Annotated in this window: 11 protein-coding genes; 3 read left to right on the forward strand and 8 right to left on the reverse strand. The window is 33.7% G+C overall.

Annotation, left to right across the window (positions count from 1 at the left end; translation table 11 throughout):
- Positions 1-5: 5 nt before the first annotated feature.
- The 4 genes from DK861_RS04270 to thrA form a co-directional block, all read right to left on the reverse strand.
- Complete coding sequence (locus DK861_RS04270; protein ID WP_109399335.1) at positions 6-8,192, reverse strand: RTX toxin; 8,187 nt, start codon at positions 8,190-8,192, stop codon at positions 6-8.
- 162 nt (positions 8,193-8,354) lie between these two features.
- Entirely contained in the window at positions 8,355-9,647 is a 1,293-nt protein-coding gene (thrC, locus tag DK861_RS04275; RefSeq protein ID WP_109399336.1) for a threonine synthase, read from the reverse strand.
- A 3-nt stretch (positions 9,648-9,650) separates the two neighbouring features.
- A complete protein-coding gene (gene thrB / locus DK861_RS04280; RefSeq protein ID WP_109399337.1) occupies positions 9,651-10,601 on the reverse strand; it encodes a homoserine kinase in 951 nt (316 codons plus the stop codon).
- On the reverse strand, positions 10,583-13,042 hold the full coding sequence (gene thrA, locus DK861_RS04285; RefSeq protein ID WP_109399338.1) for a bifunctional aspartate kinase/homoserine dehydrogenase I: 2,460 nt from the start codon (positions 13,040-13,042) through the stop codon (positions 10,583-10,585). Before thrA ends, thrB begins: the two co-directional genes overlap by 19 nt.
- A gap of 807 nt (positions 13,043-13,849) precedes the next feature.
- Between thrA and arcA the strand changes: the two genes are divergently transcribed.
- Positions 13,850-14,566: a two-component system response regulator ArcA gene (gene arcA / locus DK861_RS04290; protein ID WP_006535263.1), complete on the forward strand. Its 717-nt coding sequence runs from the start codon at positions 13,850-13,852 to the stop codon at positions 14,564-14,566.
- A 210-nt stretch (positions 14,567-14,776) separates the two neighbouring features.
- Here the strand turns inward: arcA and creA are convergent, their stop codons facing one another.
- Entirely contained in the window at positions 14,777-15,253 is a 477-nt protein-coding gene (gene creA, locus DK861_RS04295; RefSeq protein WP_036932992.1) for a protein CreA, read from the reverse strand.
- A 203-nt stretch (positions 15,254-15,456) separates the two neighbouring features.
- On the opposite strand from creA, the gene robA reads away from it, so the two are divergent.
- Positions 15,457-16,365 carry an MDR efflux pump AcrAB transcriptional activator RobA gene (gene robA / locus DK861_RS04300; protein WP_109399339.1) on the forward strand — a complete coding sequence of 303 codons (909 nt, stop codon included), beginning with the start codon at positions 15,457-15,459 and terminating at the stop codon, positions 16,363-16,365.
- Between the two features lie 44 nt (positions 16,366-16,409).
- Here the strand turns inward: robA and gpmB are convergent, their stop codons facing one another.
- Positions 16,410-17,057 carry a 2,3-diphosphoglycerate-dependent phosphoglycerate mutase GpmB gene (gene gpmB / locus DK861_RS04305; RefSeq protein ID WP_006535266.1) on the reverse strand — a complete coding sequence of 216 codons (648 nt, stop codon included), beginning with the start codon at positions 17,055-17,057 and terminating at the stop codon, positions 16,410-16,412.
- A 51-nt stretch (positions 17,058-17,108) separates the two neighbouring features.
- On the opposite strand from gpmB, the gene yjjX reads away from it, so the two are divergent.
- Positions 17,109-17,645 carry an inosine/xanthosine triphosphatase gene (gene yjjX / locus DK861_RS04310; RefSeq protein WP_023580954.1) on the forward strand — a complete coding sequence of 179 codons (537 nt, stop codon included), beginning with the start codon at positions 17,109-17,111 and terminating at the stop codon, positions 17,643-17,645.
- Between the two features lie 105 nt (positions 17,646-17,750).
- Here the strand turns inward: yjjX and trpR are convergent, their stop codons facing one another.
- Together trpR and sltY are read right to left on the reverse strand one after the other, a co-directional pair.
- On the reverse strand, positions 17,751-18,089 hold the full coding sequence (gene trpR, locus DK861_RS04315) for a trp operon repressor (RefSeq protein ID WP_229096474.1): 339 nt from the start codon (positions 18,087-18,089) through the stop codon (positions 17,751-17,753).
- Between the two features lie 72 nt (positions 18,090-18,161).
- Positions 18,162-20,081, reverse strand: coding sequence for a murein transglycosylase (sltY, locus tag DK861_RS04320; RefSeq protein ID WP_006535269.1), 1,920 nt, complete (start codon positions 20,079-20,081; stop codon positions 18,162-18,164).
- Positions 20,082-20,289 lie beyond the last annotated feature (208 nt).

Below are 20,289 nucleotides of genomic sequence, written 5' to 3' on the forward strand. Positions count from 1 at the left end.
GAAACTCACAAATGTTTTTGCACTAATGATAGAGGAGACCATGTAGGTGATGAAATAAATTCACTACCTTGCATTATAGCCAATTGTTGCTGATTAAATTGTGCCATTTCTTGAATAATTGAAGCAAGAGATTGTGTTGAAAGTACACTCTGTTTCTCAATAATAGAAATCGTTTTATCTGCTTCATCGTGTTGCATTTTTACAGTTAAAACAAACTGATTATCCTGCGTTTTATACTGCATATCATCACCGACTTGAGAAACAATAAGTTTGTCGTGTTTTGATAACCCTGAAATAAAAAGGTGGCTACTGTTCCCCTCATCATAAATAGTCACTTTACCATGACGCTTTTTCACAATATAAACATTGTTACCTGCAGCACCATTTAAATAGTCATCACCAAATTCAGATATTAATAAATCATTTCCACTTCCAGCATTGAGATTATCATTTCCCTCTCCCGCAATTAAAATATGATGTCCATGATTAACAACAATATGATCATCTCCTTTTCCTCCATCAATAACCGAACTACATTTATTATGATTGACGACGATATCATCACCTTCCATTAATTCAATAATAGGTAAGTACTCAATTGATTGGGTACTTGATTTCTGTTGAGTCATTAAAATAGGTCTTAATACAGAGTAAAGTGAATTAAACAAATATGCTGACAAGGTTTCTTTATTCAAAATAAGCGATTCAGGGATCATAACTACATCATTCTCTTTACTTATCACCAAATTTAAATCTGCAATAGGCATAAGTAGATGCTGTGCATTTTCATCTGTAGGGAGAGTAAAAACGATATTGTCTTTATCGACAAAGCGAATTTTCATACCTGAATCCAAGATAGATTTTAAATGTGATTTTTCAATAACAAGCTTTAAATGTGCATCAGGATTATAACGATGCGATAGTACTCCTTGATTAAATATTAAATCAAAACCACTAATATCAGACAAAAAGAAATCACTCACACTATTTAGTAACATTCCATCAACATTATTAGAAAGTGAAAGATTAATGTGATCATTCTTATCTTTTGCTAAATAAGTTTTAATTTGATAACTATCTTGACCAGAGCTTAATTTAATCGATGAATTAGGCGTAATATTCAAATAATGATTATTCTTTTCATTACCATGAATATCAAATCGTAATTGTTCACCAAAAGAAAAACCACTGTATTGTAACTGAGGTAATAACGTTATTATCTTATTGTAATCAGAATATGAAATAGACAAAGAGTGGTTATTATCATCGATATAAAGATTATGAATAATTTCTTTATTCTGATTGTATTTATCTAAATAACTAAATGTATATAGCACATTATCTTCACTAGTTTTATTTTCATTTGCAGTTAATAAAAAACCATCTAGTGTGGTTAAAGTATATCTATGTGCTAATGTAGCATTTTCACTATAAACATTTTTTAATATTATAGAGTGATAAATTAATTCATTATTTTCATTTCCATCATTTACTTTTATATCAAAAACAATATCTTTTCCTCGACGAAAAATATTAGCAATTTCATCAAAACGATAGTTTAATCGCACAATGCTAGCCTCGATATGGTTCACTTCATTAATGATCGTTTCAAAATGAACACTATAATTTTTTTCTAAAGAAGACCTTAAAATAACATAACTATCATTTCCTTCACCACCTTCAGCATATCCCTCTTGTAAAACTAAGATATCATTTCCCCCTAATCCATATAATAAATCAGCCCCCCCCACGCCATCTAAATAATTAGCCTCTTGATTACCATAAATAATATCATCACCAATCTCACTGCCAATAACATTCTCAATACTATCTAGATAGGCTATTACTTTTTGATCTTGTAAGACAATATTTGGCATAGAATCAATTAATTGCTTTGAATACAAACGCCCATTATCTTGATAAAGAAACAACTTTGAATGAAAATTTTGACTGTTAGTCTGTTCTTCTGATTGCCTAAATTTAACGTAGTTATGAGATAAATTAATCTCATGTCCTGTATATTTATTTGTTGTTTTTACGATACGAAGTGTATCACTTCCTCCTCTACCATAAAAACGACTAGCATAAAATGGAGACTTTGAGGTAAATAAATTAAATATATCTTCTTTATTTCCCCCACTTAATCTCTTCGTTCCATTATAGATATCAAAGATATTTTTAGTATTTGAAGGGGAGGAAATAATATCATTACCATTATGTGTATTGAAATGAAACACTTCATTTTCATTCCAACCTGATGAATAGTATTTTTTATTCTGATTTGATTTTATTAAATCACCTATTAATTTATTTTCACCAAGTAATAATATACTATTTTCTCTCGTTGTTTTCATTTTTCTAATAAAATCACTATCAATAACATCATCAAAAATAGGTGAATTATCATCAGAAATAATATCTAAAGTATAACGCTTTAATTCTTTGACATAAAAATCAACATCAAAAATAAGTATTTCATTCGTAGTAATGGCTTCTTTAGGTAGATAGTATTTATATTCTGTTTTTTCTGCACGTAAATGATAAGAGAGTGCAGAAATTTTCTCTGCTTCTTCTTGAGTTATATTTTGAGATATCCGTTGAGCAACGTATTCTCCCAAGGGATTTAAAATTGAATCTAATGTTTTTCCCATTAAATTTGGCATGACTTTATAATAATAACATTCTTGATAAATCTGTTTTTCATTTGTATAAAAATAACGACTCTGTTGATTTTGTTTTTTTACCTCATTAAGATAATTAACTGCATTTTTATCAATCATCTCTTCTAATTGTGATTCTGTTTCTAAATAAACAATTTCATTTTTTTTATCTGGTAGTAGATCCCCCATTAAAAAAGCATAAAAACCATTAATTAGCTCTTCTAATGGTGTAAAATGTATTTTTATTTTTGCTTCTTCAATGAGTCTTGCCGCATTATAAATCGAAGTTGCGAGCGCAATAACGGCACCTGCCACGATACCAATAGGGCCAGCAATCGTTGAACCTGCAAGCATCGCAATAGATACACCTAATGTAACCAGGCCTGAAACCACAGCAAAAGAGCCATTAACGATATAATCAATTCGCCTTTTTTCATTATTCTCATCAGAAATACGACTAAAATTATCGTAGGCGTTATAAATATCAAATCCGATAGAAAGCACATTAAGTCCAATCCCGACTCTTGTACTTATTTTACTTACATATTCCAACGGATTATGACGATATTTTAATAATCCTTTTGCTAATGTAATTTCAATCAATTCGGAAAGACCATTGTAAGCCATTTCAGACCACATTATCGCAAGATTATTAATAACCTCTTTTCGTTCTTTCGTCGTTAATAGCGGATTATTAAGTTGTTCCGCAAGCATAAATGTTGAATTAATGGACTGCCACATACCAAATGTAATATTTGCATAACCAATCTTGCTAATTATTCGCATGTGGCGAGGAATGTTTAATGATGCTTTTCTTAAAACATCCCAATCTTGTTCTTGATACTCTTTATGACCTAATTCATTAATTTTAATTAACCTTTCTGAAGCAGACAAATAATCAATTCTATTCGTATCACCAGAGAGTAAATATTTAATTTTATCTTTTTTATTATTTAATAAGTAACGAAATAAAGAAATGAGGGATTTATCTTTTTCACCCCCAGAAAAAGAGAAAAAATAATCATTAATAAGATAAGGATCAAAGGTAATTTTTGACTCCCATTTATTGACTGTATTAAGATCAATAGAATCGATACTTATTCCATTAATTTTTGCACCCACATTAATCAATAGTTGTTTATCAATAGAAAGATTATTTATTGTTATCGTTTCTTTATTAAGTAATTGTTGATTTTTTACGTTTAGAAATTCTAACGGATTTAAATCATTTGCTTTCGCTAAGGCCTTAGCGGGAGATAAAGAATCAGGTATCATCTTATGATGAACCATCGTAATAATATTTTGAAATGAATTTATTATTTTCTTATAATTTTTAAAAATAGAAATATTATCTAATAATGCTCGAGATAGAATACCTTTTTTATTCTCATCAAAAAATGAAGCTAGCAAATTTTCTGAAAAAAAACTTAGATTTTTTATCAATGCAGGATTGTCATAAATTGAATGAATAATCTTAATAGCTTGACTTGCCTTTTCAATTAAGGTGTTATGCCCTTTTGTTACTAAATCTAATGAATGCCATTGTTCAAATGATATTTCACCCAGTAAATATTGATTAAATTTATTGCTCATCAATGGATCATATATTACTTGTGTTAGTTTATTTTCCAATTTATTTTTATCTGTAGTATTAAAAGCAATAGATAATTCATCTGCATATTGATGAATTGCTTTTTTTATTGAAACATTCCCTTTGATAATTTTATTACTGATACGCTTCAGTTGTTTTCTATGATGTTCTACATTAATAGAATCTACTTTATTAATAAGAGAACCAAGTTGATAGATATTAAGATCATAGCGATTTAATTTAATATAATCTAAAATATCATATAATCTTACTTGTTCTGAGAAATCAGAAATAACTGTTTTAATATTTTGATTATAACCTAATTTAAACTCTTTATTATCTCGATAATCAGGATATAAGTAAGAAACCATTTGATATATTTCTTTTCTAACATCATTATTTTCAGTGCTTATTTTTTCTTTATTTGAAATAACTAAAAAATTATCATCATCTGCTTCAGCAATAATCACATTAGATGCTATTGAACTTTCAAGTAATGGTTTATCAATATACTGTCTCTCAATAATGGGTTTAACAATAATATGATTACTTAAAAGAGAAATTTTATTATCAATGATCTGATAGATCGGCATATTTAATCGCTGAGCAATACCTTCAACAAAAAAATCACCAAATTGATAACTTAATAGTTTTTCTTTTTTTGCAAAAATAATAGTTTTTTCATTAAAGAATTTATTTTCATTAATAATATTTTGTAATGTATCGACATCATTTTTTTGTTTAATAAAAGTATGATGGAAAAGTGTATTATCTTCACTTCCTGTTGCAATTACTCTTATTTTATTTTTTAAACAATAATCAAGAAAAGTACTTATCTCTGGATTATCATTTAAATAAACAGTTAAATCTTCGCTTTTTACACCATTATAAAAATAAATAATAATATCATCTTGATATAAGGAGTTGATACTATCAACAATAACATTGTCAATATTTTTATTACTAAAGAATGTATTATCAGAAAATAAAAATTTAAAATTATCTTTATTATCATCAAAGAGCAGATAGCTACAATCTATCTCATTTCTATTTTTAGAAAGTGAATATTCAAATATATCAATAGGATTATCTTTATCAATATAAAAATTATCAGGATGATAACTATAATTATGTTCCCTATAGTCATTATTAAAATAATTTTCTAACTGACTAATTTCATGCATTATCATTCTATTAATAAATTGATTATTTCTAAAGAGCTCGAAATAGAGTTCACTATAACATCCAACTTTATCACCTTTATATATGTCTATTTCTGTCTCAATCAAATTTAGTAACTTGTTAACATATATATCACTTCTATACTCTGATAATTTTTTATAACTTTCTTTTAAATGTAATTTATTTTCATCCTTTATTAAAATTGTATTCTTTAGCTCAGGTATATTAATACCCTCCACTATTTCATTAACATATTGAGAGCTATTGTGGAACTCTATAGTGTAATCATAACCCTCAACCCCAATATTTCTCTTTTTATCTACTGGTAAATAGGGACTTTCAATAATTTGATTATAAATAAAATTACTTATACCATAATTACCATCACTAATTTCGTTTACCATTAATTGATAAAATTTTGCAGCTACTAAGCTATTCTTTTCAGCTAATTGTATAAGTTTTTCTTTCCCATAATTTAATCTGTCGTAAAATAGTTTATTTTCTAACTTATTTTTTACTTTATTTAAAATTTCAATAAGTGATATGCTTTTATTATTACTATTAAAAAGATTAATTTTATTGATTAGAGAGAAACTGGCTATTAACTTATCAAAATAAATATTTCCTTCTATTAATATATCTATTAAAGAAATAATTTCTTTCAATTCTTTAGCATTTTTTTCTTTAACAATATGACTGTTTATTTCTATTAAATATCGATAGTAAATATCATTAAATTCAACATACCCATTTTGTTTCTGGATTATTTTAAAATTGTTTAATTCAGCCACAACAATATCAATACTATTATTATTATTCTTATTTAAAATAATCTTACTCGCCTGACTATTTTCAAGAATATCATCAACATAACTCTTAACTAAATAAATGCCTTCATCAACATATGTGTCTTTTATAATAACATCAATTAAAATATTCTCTTTTTTAAGTTCTAGAATAAGATCTCCCTGTTCACTATAATAAACAACTCGCCCTGTAATATTATCTTTAAATGGTAATGCAAAACCTATTTTTTTTATATTTTTAGCAATTCCTTTATTAATTTCTATATTATTGTAATCCCAAACACTTCGGTAATTTGAAATCTCACTTTTTGTATATTCATCAAAAATAATATATCTTTTATTATCAACATCATGTGAACCATAAAAATCCATTTTCTTCTCTAATGCTTCGTTTATAGATCTAACATCAGAGTATTCTAATAACTCACTATTAGAATCAAATAAAGAAAATTTATAATTATTATCAGAATATCTTTTATAGGAAATCGCAATAGCATGATCTTTGAAGGCAATAATAGCATAATAATCATTGTCGCTATTCATAACACCTTCTATATGTTTATGAATATTATCTTTATCAAACACTATTTTTTTAACATGTGATTTTTTTAATCCTCGATTTTCTAATATCTGACTATATTCAAGTGGCTTAAATGTATCAAAAACAAAATATTGTGATTTTTCACCTAATCTCTCCATTTGAAAGTGTTGAGAAAATATAATACTTTTAATTTCTTTAATTAGATTTAATATTTCATATTCTTTTATACTATTAAATAAAATATAATTCAGTTTATCGTCTATAAATTCTTTTTCACTCTGATAAGAAGATATATTTTCTTTTAACCAGAATAAGTACTTATTTCCTCCTTCTAAACCGCTGTTTCTAACTTCAACTAAATAATTTAAACTCAATCCATAACATAATCCTGCTAAACTATGAATGTGACTAAAATCATAATTAGTTTCCGTTGAAGCAATAAGATTAACTCGACTCATCACTCTTTCTAAAGGCTTTAATAGATCGGTATATTGTGAAAACTTTTTCACAATATTATTTTTTATTTTAGTAATAAACCAACCAGTACCGACTTTATAGAGCAAATGTTCTCCATTATCTGTTATCTGATCGTATTTAGATTTTGCAACTGTAAATGCTTCTTCTATATCATCGACATAAATATGTAATACCTTTTCTGTATTTTCTATTTTATCTCTGATAATAAAAATATTTTTATATGAATAGCTTTCACTTAATTCAATAGAAGTGAATTCATTAACATTTATTTGTTTTCTTTTCTTAAGATTATTAATTATTTCCCTAATAATATCTTTATTATTTACCTTCCAATTTTTAATATTATTAAAGTAGCTAACATACTCTTTTCTATTATAAAAACGATAGTATAAAAAATTATTATTATTTTTATCAATTATAATATCATAAACTTTATTTATTAACTCACTCTTGTTGTAAAAAAAAGTAGCATATCCATCAAAGTTAATTATTTTAAATTTATTGTTTTCATTATCTATTTGTATAAACATATTATTATCTTTAAAATCCAGATAATAATCACCAGATAAATTATTCTGAATTAATAATCTAAATCGTTCTTTGTGTATTTTATTAGGTTCTTTGCTTGTTATTCTAGTACTATTTGAAAACAAATTTTCTATACTTGAATTAATTTCTTCTTTAATAAAATCAATACCTTTTGTAAAATCATTTTTATGATAGAGTGAAAAATTATTATCTATTTTTTCTAAAAATTCATTTGCAGCATATTCATTTTTGGAAATAAAAATAGAAATATAATTCTCAATTAATACTCTTTTTACAGATTGTACATTAAAAAAAAGTTCTGAATTATTTTCTTTTATATGATTTTCAATTTTTGATACGATTTTATTTATATTATCTTGGAAGATTATTTCTTTGAATCCATTCATATTTAATTTCCTGAGCTCTAATTAATTTACTTACTGGAAATAAAATATATAAATATTTTTTATATTTTTTAATATGCTGATTTTCCTATTTTTAAATAAAAAAAGCCCAACATTTTGTTGAGCTCTTTAATTAAATACACATTTAATTATTTAAGTTAATTGTTATTTAGGTGCTCTTTCAAGTAAGAATGCGCGTAATTGAGAAAAATCGGCAGGTAAGAAATGTGATAACAATTCTTTATCAGCCCGTTCTTCAAGCTCTTTAGGAAGCGGTAATTCACAGCCTAAAATACGCTCTACACTTTCTTTAAACTTCGCAGGGTGTGCAGTTCCTAAAAATAAACCATATTCACCCTCTTGAAGCTCATCACGTAATAAACGATAAGCAACAGCTGCATGTGGCTCTGAAATATAACCTTTTTTTGCAAGCTCACGCACAGTTTCTTCTGTTATTTCATCACTCACTGAACCATGAGCAAGATCGGAAAGATCCCAACCTTTACGACGATACAATTCTTCGATACGTGGCCAGTTATTGGGTTGGCTAACATCCATTGCATTCGAAAGTGTTGCTACAGTACGGTGAGGTTCCCATTTACCGTTATCTAAATAACGAGGAACCGTGTCATTCACGTTGGTTGCTGCAATAAAACGCTTAATAGGTAATCCCATCGATTTGGCCAATAAGCCGGCGGTTAAATCACCAAAGTTACCACTTGGAACTGAAATCACTAGCTGATCATGCTTTTCAGCAGGGATTTGTGCAACCGCTTCAAAGTAATAACAAATTTGAGCAAGCAATCGGCTGATATTTATGGAGTTTGCTGAGTTCAAATACATTGTTTTCTTTAAGAACTCATCATCAAAAGCTTGTTTCACTAATGATTGGCAAGCATCAAAATCATCTTTAATTGCGACAGTGTGAATATTTTCACCTAATGTACAGAATAGCTTTTCCTGTAACGGGCTAATTTTGCCTTCAGGATAAAGAATAACAACTTGTACATTTTCTAATTTATAGAAAGCATGAGCTACAGCTGCACCTGTATCACCTGATGTTGCCGTTAAAATAGTAACAGGTTGATTGCCAGCAACTTCTGACAACATTTGTGCCATAAAGCGACCACCAAAGTCTTTAAATGCGAGTGTCGGGCCATGGAAAAGCTCTAAACAACTGACATCTTCTTCAACTTGAGTTACTGGTGCAGGAAAGGCAAATGCAGTGCTAATACGTTTTGCTAATACATCAGCTGGAATTTCATCACCAATAAAGGCTGTTAAAATACGGCTACTACGTGTTGCAAAATCAAGTGCTAATAATTCATCAATTTCAGCTTTAGAAAACGAAGGTAAGTCTTGTGGAAAAAAGAGCCCTTGTTGTTTACCCAAACCTTGTTTTACTGCTTGAGCAAAACTGACTTGCTCTTGATTATCTTTCAAATTATATAATTTCATGACTTACCCTATCTGTCTTGCGCCACGCGTATCTATACGGCAGATATGTACAAAGCCTTCACTGTTTTGTACGTAGTTTTGTTTCAGCCATTCGGCCATATCTTGTGCGATTTCTAATGAATCACTAATCGTAAAAATGGTAGGCCCTGAGCCTGAAATGCCACAAGCCAATGCACCTTTCTTCTGTGAAGCCTCTCTCGCTTTTTCAAATCCTGGAAGGAGTCGGGTGCGATAAGGCTCAGCAATCACATCTTGCATCAAACTAGCGGCTAGCCCTGATTGCTGAGTATGGCAAGCATGAATAAAACCAGATAAATAACGACCGTGGTTAATGATGTCTGCTTTGGAGTATTGTTTTGGTAAAATTGCTCTAGCTTCTGCCGTAGAAACTTTAATCCCTGGATATGCCATAACCCAATACCAATCATCAAAAGTTTGTACAGGCTGACAAATAGTGCCATTTTGTTCCAAAATCAGTTGTAACCCACCTAAATAACAAGGTGCAACATTATCATAGTGCACACTGCCTGAAATACGTCCTTCAAGCTCTCCCATCATCAGCAGCAATTGTCTTTCATCAAAAGGCTTTTGGGCAAATTCATTAAGTGCAACCAATGCCGCAACAACAGAACAAGCACTTGATCCTAGACCAGAGCCAATCGGCATATTTTTTTCAAGCGTCATTGCGACTGGAAGTTCTTTTCCTAGTTTTTCACAAAATAGCTGCCAACATTGATACACGATATTTTGTTTAGGATCTGAAGGTAATTTGCTAACAAAGTGCCCTTTACTTTTAAGTGTAAATGCCGAAGCCGTTTCAACAGTGACACAATCGCCCAGTAATTGCCCATCAATAGGTGAAACGGCCGCGCCAAGAACATCAAATCCGACACTCACATTACCTATTGATGCCGGTGCATAAACTTTAACCACGCTTAAACTCCCAATTTCCATGATAAGGTACGTAATACATCTGCAAACACTCCAGCAGCAGTAACATCATTACCCGCACCATATCCACGTAACACTAATGGAATTGGCTGATAGTAGCGAGTGTAAAAGGCTAAAGCATTTTCACCATTTTTCACTTTAAACAGAGGATCATTTGCATCAACTGCCATTATCTTAACTTGGCATTGACCTTCATTGATGATGCCAACATAACGTAAGACCTTACCTGCTTTTTGTGCTTCTTCGACCTTAGCATCAAATTCAACATCAACTTGAGGTAAGCGGTCTAAGAAACTTGCGACATCACCTGAGTTATCAAATGAAACCGGCAGTACAGGCTCTACATCGATATCACTTAGTTCTAATTTATACCCCGCTTCACGCGCTAAAATAAGTAGTTTACGCGCAACATCCATACCGGAAAGATCATCACGAGGATCAGGCTCTGTAAAACCTTTCTCTTTTGCTGAAAAAGTCGCTTCAGATAAGCTTTTACCTTCATCTAATTGACCAAAAATGTAAGATAATGACCCTGAAAGAATACCATTAAATTGAACTAACTCGTCGCCTGCGTTTAGTAAGTTTTGCAAGTTTTCAATAACCGGTAAACCTGCGCCTACGTTAGTGTCATACAAGAACTTACGGCGTGAAGCTTCCGCAGCTTGCCGAATTTGATGGTAATAATCCATCGACAGCGTATTCGCTTTTTTGTTTGGTGTAACCACGTTAAAGCCATTTTGTAAGAAATTTGCGTATTGTTGCGCAATTTCTTCGTTTGATGTGCAATCAACGATCACTGGATTTAAGAAGTGGTACTCTTTTTCTAAACGAATAAGCTGGCTAAAGCTAAAAGGCTCTTTGGCTTCTTTTAAGGCATGTTGCCAATTATCTAAATCGATACCTTGCATATCTGTCAGCATGGCTCTTGAATTAGCAATACCACAGACACGAAGATCGATATGCTTATTTTTCAACCATGCTTGTTGGCGATGGATTTGTTCGATTAATGCACTACCAACACCACCAACACCAACAATAAAGACCTCAACAATTTGATTTGTGTTGAAAAGCATTTGATGACATAAACGCACAGCATTAGTTGCTGAATCATTAGCAATAACAGCTGAAATTGAGCGTTCTGAAGAACCTTGAGCAATAGCAACGATATTAATATTGCCACGAGTTAATGCAGAGAAAAATCGCGCTGAGATCCCTTTTAAAGTACGCATACCATCACCTACAACGGAGATGATAGCGACGTTTTCCATGATGTCTAACGGGTCAAGTACACCATCTTTTAATTCTAAATAGAATTCATCTGATAATGCTTTTTGCGCTCTAATCAGTTCTTTTTGTGGTACACAAAAGCTGATGCTGTATTCAGAAGAAGATTGTGTAATCAGAACAACAGAAATGCCTGCTCTCGACATTACAGAGAACACGCGAGCCGCCATCCCCACCATACCTTTCATACCAGGACCTGACACATTGATCATCGCCATATTATTAAGGTTGGTGATCCCTTTAACGGGTGTACTCTCATCTTTTTGACCATCACCAATTAATGTACCAGGAGCATCTGGGTTGCCTGTATTTTTGATTAAACAAGGAATTTGGAATTGAGCGATTGGAGCAATAGTGCGAGGATGAAGTACTTTAGCACCGAAGTAAGAGAGTTCCATTGCCTCTTGATATGACATGCCCTTTAATAAACGAGCATCAGGTACTAAACGTGGATCACAGGTATAAACACCGTCAACATCTGTCCAAATTTCACAACACTCCGCACGTAAACAAGCCGCTAACACAGCAGCAGAGTAGTCTGAACCATTACGGCCTAATACCACGAGTTCATTTTTTTCATTACCTGCTGTAAAACCTGCCATTAAAATTATATCGTCTTTTGCGATATTGAGTTCTAAGATGCGGCGAGTAGACTCAGGAATATCAACTGTCGATTCTAAATAATGACCTTGTGCGAGTAAATTTTTGACAGGATCGATCACGGTGACATTATAACCACGAGCCTGTAAAACGGCTCCCATAATGGCGATAGAAAGCTTTTCACCGCGACAAATCATCGCTGCATTGATGCTATCAGGACATTGACCTAATAAAGATATCCCATGAAGAATATGTTTGATCTCTGCAAATTCACGCTCAACTTTATCTTTTAAGCGCTCATAATCAAAACCAGGTTGTTTTTCTCTTAAACCTTGTAATAAGTTGGCAAAAATTTGCTCGGCTTCTCGTACTTGAGTGAGAGGATCTTCACCTTCTGCCGTTTTTTCAATCATTGCAACCAAGTAGTTAGTTATCTTGGCCGGTGCTGATAGTACAAGAGCGACTTGTCCCTGCTCTCTTTTTTTCTCAGCGATATCAGCAACATTCAGCACACGCTCTGCATTGGCAACTGAAGTTCCTCCAAATTTTAACACTCGCATACAGCTCTCCTGATTTTTCACCCCAAAAAAAAACCCGCATTTCTCAATGCGGGCTTTTTCGATTTTCGTTTTTTATATGCGCCAGCCCGCCCCGCGATATAAGATCTCGGTGGTGGTGGTAATAATTGTCATGTTAGCTTGGCTGTAAATGCGCATAACTATCCTGTCTGTCTCAAAATTAGTTTGACTATATACTGGTTAAAGCAAAGCGAGAGAGATGTCAAACTTTTTCTCTTTTTTTACTAAAAAACAAATTAGACTTAAATGAAATTTATTCGAATTTTACCCCTATTGTAGTATATAAATTACTATCACAAAGGGATAAGTAAAGAAAATAAGGCTACTATCTTAGAGTTATTTGGGCATTTGTACTTTTATAAGGAATAAGGTATTTTATGCTACTTTAATTTGTGTAACAAAACTGGCAAAAAAAATAAACCTCACTATATTTAACATATATTTTTCTTTTACATTACATAAATCAAATTATATAGTTAACTATTGAAATCAAGGTTAAGCTGTTATCTTGATTTTGATATGTGTCAACAAAAGTTAGCTTTTTAGATGGTATTTAATACAACTGGTGTTATATTGCTGTTAATAGACTATGGGCGTTTTGCATTCTGATTTTAACGTCCATTATCGATTAATTTTGCAAGTTTTGTAATAACGTGATGGTTATTTATCGAATTTCAATCTGGGTCTAGTTTTTACGTGCTAATAACAAAAATGAATAACCACACAAGCGCACACAGAAGTTAAACACAGATTTCCTTTTTCTATTTTTGGTAATTTTAGGTAGCAAATATGCAAACCCCGCACATTCTGATTGTTGAAGACGAAGTTGTTACTCGTAATACCCTGAAAAGCATATTCGAAGCTGAAGGGTATATCGTACACGAAGCCACTGATGGCAATGAAATGCACAATGTTCTATCTGATCATGATATTAATCTGGTCATTATGGATATTAACCTTCCTGGTAAAAATGGGCTGCTACTTGCTCGTGAATTACGTGAACAGGCAAGTGTTGCATTAATGTTCCTAACGGGTCGTGATAATGAAGTTGATAAAATCTTAGGCCTAGAAATTGGTGCCGATGATTACATTACTAAACCATTTAACCCTCGTGAATTAACGATTCGTGCACGTAACTTACTGTCACGTACCATGAATTTAGTTAATGGCACAGAAGAACGCCGTTTAGTCGAGAGCTATAAATTCAATGGTTGGGAGCTTGATATTAACAGTCGCTCACTAATCAGCCCTGCTGGTGAACAATATAAATTACCACGCAGTGAATTTCGTGCGATGCTACATTTCTGCGAGAATCCAGGAAAAATCCAAACTCGCGCAGAATTACTGAAGAAAATGACAGGTCGTGAACTGAAACCTCATGATCGTACTGTTGACGTAACTATCCGTCGTATTCGTAAGCATTTTGAGTCAACACCTGATACACCAGAAATCATTGCAACAATTCATGGTGAAGGCTATCGCTTTTGTGGTGATTTAGACGAGTGATTTGATACAATATCAATCAATTAACTAACAAAAAACCCCTGAATGATATTCAGGGGTTTTCTTTTATCTAAAAATGGATTAATAAAATAACAAAAGGTTAAAATTGATCTCAGCAACTATTTTGAAAAAAATATAACTTGTTTTTAAAAAAAATTTTAAACCTTATTCGTATTAATTTTATTAATCATTAATTCCTCTAGCAAATAAGAATCACTCTTTCCATGGCATAATAGGTACTGCACTAATCGCATTTTTTGGTGAGCCATCAATCACCTTATCGGAATAAGTTAAGTAAATCAGTGCATGACGCTCTTTATCATAAAAACGCACAACTTGAAGCTTTTTAAATACTAGCGATGTTCTTTTCTGGAAAACAACATCACCTCGGTTTTTTCCTTTAATAACCTTTTCGCTTAGTTCAATAGGCCCAACTTGCTGACAAGATATCGCCGCATCAGCAGTATCTTCAGCAAGGCCTAGACTTCCTGAGATCCCACCTGTTTTTGCACGACTTAAATAACAAGTCACATTTTTAACTTCAGGATCATCAAATGCTTCAATCACAATTTTATGGTTAGCACCAAAAAACTTGAATACCGTATCGACGTAACCAATTTCTTCCGCTTTTGCCATCAAAGAAAAAGGGAGTAAGATAGACACTGCTAGCATCTTTTTGAAATTTAACATATTTACCTTGTTCCATTGAAAAGATGAGAGAATAGTTTCGTCTAGAATAAAACAATCTATTACTAACTGATAGAAGAATTTGTGTACATTAGTCGATGAAAAAGACTATATTTTACGATTGCCTAACAATATAACTTGTTATAGATGTTCAGGCTATTTACCATCTACAGCAATAAACAAACGAATATGACTAAGGGAGATGTATGGATCAAACCAACATCATACGTGATTTGCTCACTTGGCTTGATAGTAACCTCGATAAACCATTATCCCTCGATAATGTCGCAACCAAAGCGGGTTACTCCAAGTGGCATCTACAACGCATGTTTAAAGAAGTTACAGGACAAGCGATTGGTTCTTATATTCGTTCAAGGCGTCTATCTCGCGCGGCTGTTGCATTACGTTTAACGAGTCGCCCCATTTTAGACATTGCTTTGCAATATCGTTTTGATTCCCAACAGACGTTTACCCGTGCTTTTAAAAAGCAATTTAATAGAACTCCAGCACTTTATCGTCGCACTGATGAATGGTGCGCAGTGGGAATTTGTCCGCCTATTACTTTAGATCCTCAAAAATTACCAAAATGGGAATTTGTACAATTACCTGAGAAAAAACTTATTGGTATTGAGCAAACATGTAGCCATACACTTGAGCAATGGGCTGAAGCTTGTTCCGATATGCGCCAAACATTCTGGCGTTATTATATGAGCAAAATAAATGCGGTCCCTCACCAAGTTTATGGTCTTCATCATGCACAACATAGTGATGAACATGAAGATGAGCAACGTGTGCTTTATACCACTGCAGTTGAGCCTGACTATGCAACATTTATTGAGGATGATGCAGCCCATGAAGTCTCATTAGCAGGAGGTGATTACATTCGCTTTGATTTCGAAGGTGAGGCAAAACGAGGGGCAATGCAGGAGTTTTTATTCCTGATTTATGGTGTTTGTTTACCGAAAATGGGATTAACTCGCCGTAAAGGTTATGACGTCGAAAAATACTATCTTAAAAATGTGCGTTACAGCAATGAGATGGTGACTGAACCACAAGATCATATTGAACGATTTGAATATTACATCCCCATTAAACGTGAAGATGTAATGGCATAAGAAAAAGCTCTCTTGATAGTTGCGTCAAAGAGAGCTTTTACTTTTTAGCGTTGAACTTCATCTAATGCTGTATCAGTAAGATGACTCACATCACCCGCCGTTTCAATCACCCAACCATTAGCAAGCCAAGGGCTATTTTGATAATCAACACGTGAAATTGAGCAATTACGCAGTCTTAAACGGCGTTCTGCATATGCAGGTAATCCCAATACTGTGCTCAATAAGCACCCTAAAGCAATACCATGACTCACTAAGAGTGGACGGCTATTTTCGGGTAAATCAAGACATTGATTTAGTGCAGCCTGCATACGACTTGCTAATTCTGTCATTGATTCTCCTTGGGGAATTCGTCCATCAGGTGTACCATCAATCAAACTCTTGCGCCAAACCTCTTCTTGTGTCTTTAATGTTGCGATCTCTCGCTGTTCAAGAACGCCCATATTGAGTTCACGTAAACGTGGGTCAGTTATCACTTCACAGCCACAAGCTTGTGCAATGATTTCTGCCGTTTGACGAGTACGACCAAGATCGCTTGAGATAATGTGGGTAATGCCTGCTGATTTTACTTTTTCAGCAACTTGCTGTGCTTGACGCACACCATTCGCTGTTAGCGGGCTATCAGATTGCCCTTGAATACGTCTCGCCACGTTCCATTCAGTTTCACCGTGGCGAACAAGATAGACCTGTAACATACATTTTTTCCGTTATACTGCTCTAATTTTTCAAAGGATGATTAATTCATTATGTATCATGTCATTGCAGCCACTACGAATCCAGCAAAAATCAACGCGATAAAACTCGCTTTTGAGCAAGTGTTCGGTAAAGATACCTTTGATATTGAAGATATTAATGTCGATAGTCGTGTTCCACAGCAACCTATCGGAAATACAGAAACGAGAACTGGCGCACGCCAACGTGTGATGGCTGCTCGTCAAGTTCGCCCTGAAGCTGATTTTTGGGTTGGCGTCGAAGCCGGTATTGAAGATGATATGACCTTTGCTTGGATTGTTGTCGAACATGGACAAATTCGTGGGGAATCACGCTCAGCAAGTCTTATGTTACCCGAACAGATCTTAAAGGGGATCCGTGAAGGTCGTGAGCTTGGCGATGAAATGGCTTTCTTAACAAAAATTGACAATATTAAACAGCGTGGCGGTGCGATTGGTTATTTTACCGATGGCTTACTCAGTCGCACCTCTGTGTATCAACAAGCATTAGTTCTGGCATTAGTACCTGTCACTCACGATATTTATAAAGAACTCAATCAAAAAGAAGATTAATTATTAATCTGATGTGTTTTTTTAGGTAGAAAAGAAAGCAAAAAGCCATTTAATTATTTGATTAAATGGCTTTTTATCTTTCTAGCTCACATTATTATAATGCAACTATTTTTTCGTCATTAGCTCTTTTTCAAGCCATAACTTCACTTCATGTGGTGCTGTTTTTAAGCTATTAGAGCCTCTAGTGATGGTGGCAATACCAACGCCTAACTCTTCTTTTAACTCACGCTGACTTAAATCCCCTCGCATTAACTCTTGCACAATGCGAACTCGTGTTGCCAAAGCACTACGTTCATCAGGTGTCATTAAAAGTTGTAAAATAGGAAAGTGCACATCTTGCTCAAATGCATGTTGTAATAACTCAACAAATCTTAGCCAGTGCTCATTCTCTTCAGGTGATAATGCAGGATCTTGCATCGTGAAAACCTCTTTTGCCACACTCATTAACTAGTACAAACTATATCATACTTTGCTAATGTACCAAGAGGCTCCCACGACAAATCGCCTTTTTATCCCTTAATAACGACTATTCCACTCATTTTCAGTCAAAACCGGCTGCTGTTCACCGGCAAAATAGCTATAGAAAACAGCAAAAGAGAGCACATTTTTGACATAGCCTCGTGTTTCAGCAAAAGGAATACTTTCAACAAACGCAATCGCATCTAGTTGGCCATTTGCATCAGATAACCAACGATCAACACGTGCAGGTCCTGCATTATACGCAGCACTTGCTAAAATACGATTTTGGTTAAAACGTTGATAAACAGAATCAAGGTAAGCCGTACCAATCTCAATATTTTTCACAGGATTGGTTAACTGTGCGCTACTTACATACCCCGTAATACCTGCTTGTTTTACCGTAAATTCTGCTGTTTTTGGCATTACCTGCATTAAACCTGTTGCACCCGCTGAAGAGCGTGCTTGTGGGTTCCACGCACTTTCTTGACGGGCTATCGCCATCGCATAATTACGGTCTATCGATTTATCTTTCGTGTATTGCTCAAACTCATTTTTCCAGGCAAGAGGAAAACGTTCTTCTAAGTGATCCCACATTTTTCCTGTAATGGTGGCTTGCACGGCTAAATCAGCCCATTTTTGTTCAAATGCATAACGTGCTAATTCAGACTGTATTTGTGCGGGTTGCGAAGCAACATAGTTTGCCCACTCTGAGCGCGCTAAGTTGTCCATTTGCCAATACATTAATTCACGAACACGTTGTACTTCTGGCTGATTAGAGATACTTGATGAAACACTTGGTGCCTTATCTATCACCATCACATAAGGCTTACCTAATTTGGTCGCGGCAACCATTGGGTAAAAACCACGATTTTGCGTCAGCGCTTCTAAAATAGCTTGAGCTTCGCTATTTTTACCTTGAGATTGCAATACCATTGCACGCCAATAACGCCACTCTTCCTTATTTTTACTTTCAGGAGAAAGTCTTTCTAACCACAATGCCAATTCAGCTGGTTGGTTTTGGCTTAATGCTAGGCGTACACGACGTTCACGCAGTGTATCTGATGCAGTATCTTGAATAACGCTATCACGCCATTTCACCTGCTCAGGTGTGGCATAAGGCATATATTGCCATGCCACAGTATCACGCATTAACTGGCGTTCACTCGCCGTCATTTTTTGGGCATGTGCAATATTATCCAGTTGCGCTCTAGCCGCATCTGCATCTTTTCTTGCCCAACGTGAAAATGCCGATTGTATGATAGAACGAGTGAAATCGGTTGGTGAAAGCGCGGTTGCATAGCGCCCAACTAAGTTTGGATAGTCTTGTAATTCAACCAAGGCATCGTTAATGGTTTGATAATTTTCTGGAAGGCGTCTTGCTAAATAAGCCGCCAGCCCTGTATTACCATTTTTAATCGCTAAATGAATTCGTTCTAATACTAATTCTGGTGTTAATTGATTCGCTTTTTGCCATTCATCAAAAAGAGGATCGCAACTTGATGGCATTGAAGTACCATTTAGCCATGCTTCTTTAGCCCCAATCCATGCTGTTTGAATATCACCTGTTGCCCATTTTGCATAATAGTAATTACATCTTGCTGCTTTAGGATTAGGTGGATTTGGACTAAAAGTCAGTAAATTTTGCCATTCTTGGCGCTTCGCTAATTCATTCACAAACAGCGATGGAAGCGCTCTTGCAGGAGGGAGTGTCGGGTATTTTTCAGCAAATTCAGAAACAACCGCCGGTGCCACAATATCAAGATTATCTGTGATTTGACGATATTCTAAATAGGGGTAAAGTGGGTAATCTTGCAATGTAGGCAGTAGTTTTTCGACTTCATCTGTTTTTTTTAGATCCCACGCTGCTTTAATTTCTTGATAACGAGCACGTTGTTCACTTAATGAGTCAGCATGTGCCCATGCAGAAAAGCACAATGCCCCTATTGCGAATGTTAACGACCACTTTTGCTTCACCACGTTATTTCTCCCACCTCAAATAAAACCACCAAAGAGTGAATACATTAGCTAATATGATAATCATTAACAATGTAAGTTCCCCTCTTTAACAGAAATTTTCTTCACTTTCAGAAGAAGCACGAAAGGTTGAGAAAAACCTCTCTTTTGACTAAGGTTTTCTTTTATAAATCGGGTATACTGGCGACTTTCATCATTTTCGGGTCTTTGG

The organism is Proteus sp. TJ1640, assembly GCF_003144445.1.
In the GTDB taxonomy this organism is placed as follows: domain Bacteria; phylum Pseudomonadota; class Gammaproteobacteria; order Enterobacterales; family Enterobacteriaceae; genus Proteus; species Proteus penneri.

Coding starts and splice junctions, on each gene's coding strand:
- DK861_RS04270 (WP_109399335.1), bottom strand. CDS start 8,192: ATGAATGGATTCAAAGAAATAATCTTCCAAGATAATATAAATAAAATC.
- thrC (WP_109399336.1), bottom strand. CDS start 9,647: ATGAAATTATATAATTTGAAAGATAATCAAGAGCAAGTCAGTTTTGCT.
- thrB (WP_109399337.1), bottom strand. CDS start 10,601: ATGGAAATTGGGAGTTTAAGCGTGGTTAAAGTTTATGCACCGGCATCA.
- thrA (WP_109399338.1), bottom strand. CDS start 13,042: ATGCGAGTGTTAAAATTTGGAGGAACTTCAGTTGCCAATGCAGAGCGT.
- arcA (WP_006535263.1), top strand. CDS start 13,850: ATGCAAACCCCGCACATTCTGATTGTTGAAGACGAAGTTGTTACTCGT.
- creA (WP_036932992.1), bottom strand. CDS start 15,253: ATGTTAAATTTCAAAAAGATGCTAGCAGTGTCTATCTTACTCCCTTTT.
- robA (WP_109399339.1), top strand. CDS start 15,457: ATGGATCAAACCAACATCATACGTGATTTGCTCACTTGGCTTGATAGT.
- gpmB (WP_006535266.1), bottom strand. CDS start 17,057: ATGTTACAGGTCTATCTTGTTCGCCACGGTGAAACTGAATGGAACGTG.
- yjjX (WP_023580954.1), top strand. CDS start 17,109: ATGTATCATGTCATTGCAGCCACTACGAATCCAGCAAAAATCAACGCG.
- trpR (WP_229096474.1), bottom strand. CDS start 18,089: ATGAGTGTGGCAAAAGAGGTTTTCACGATGCAAGATCCTGCATTATCA.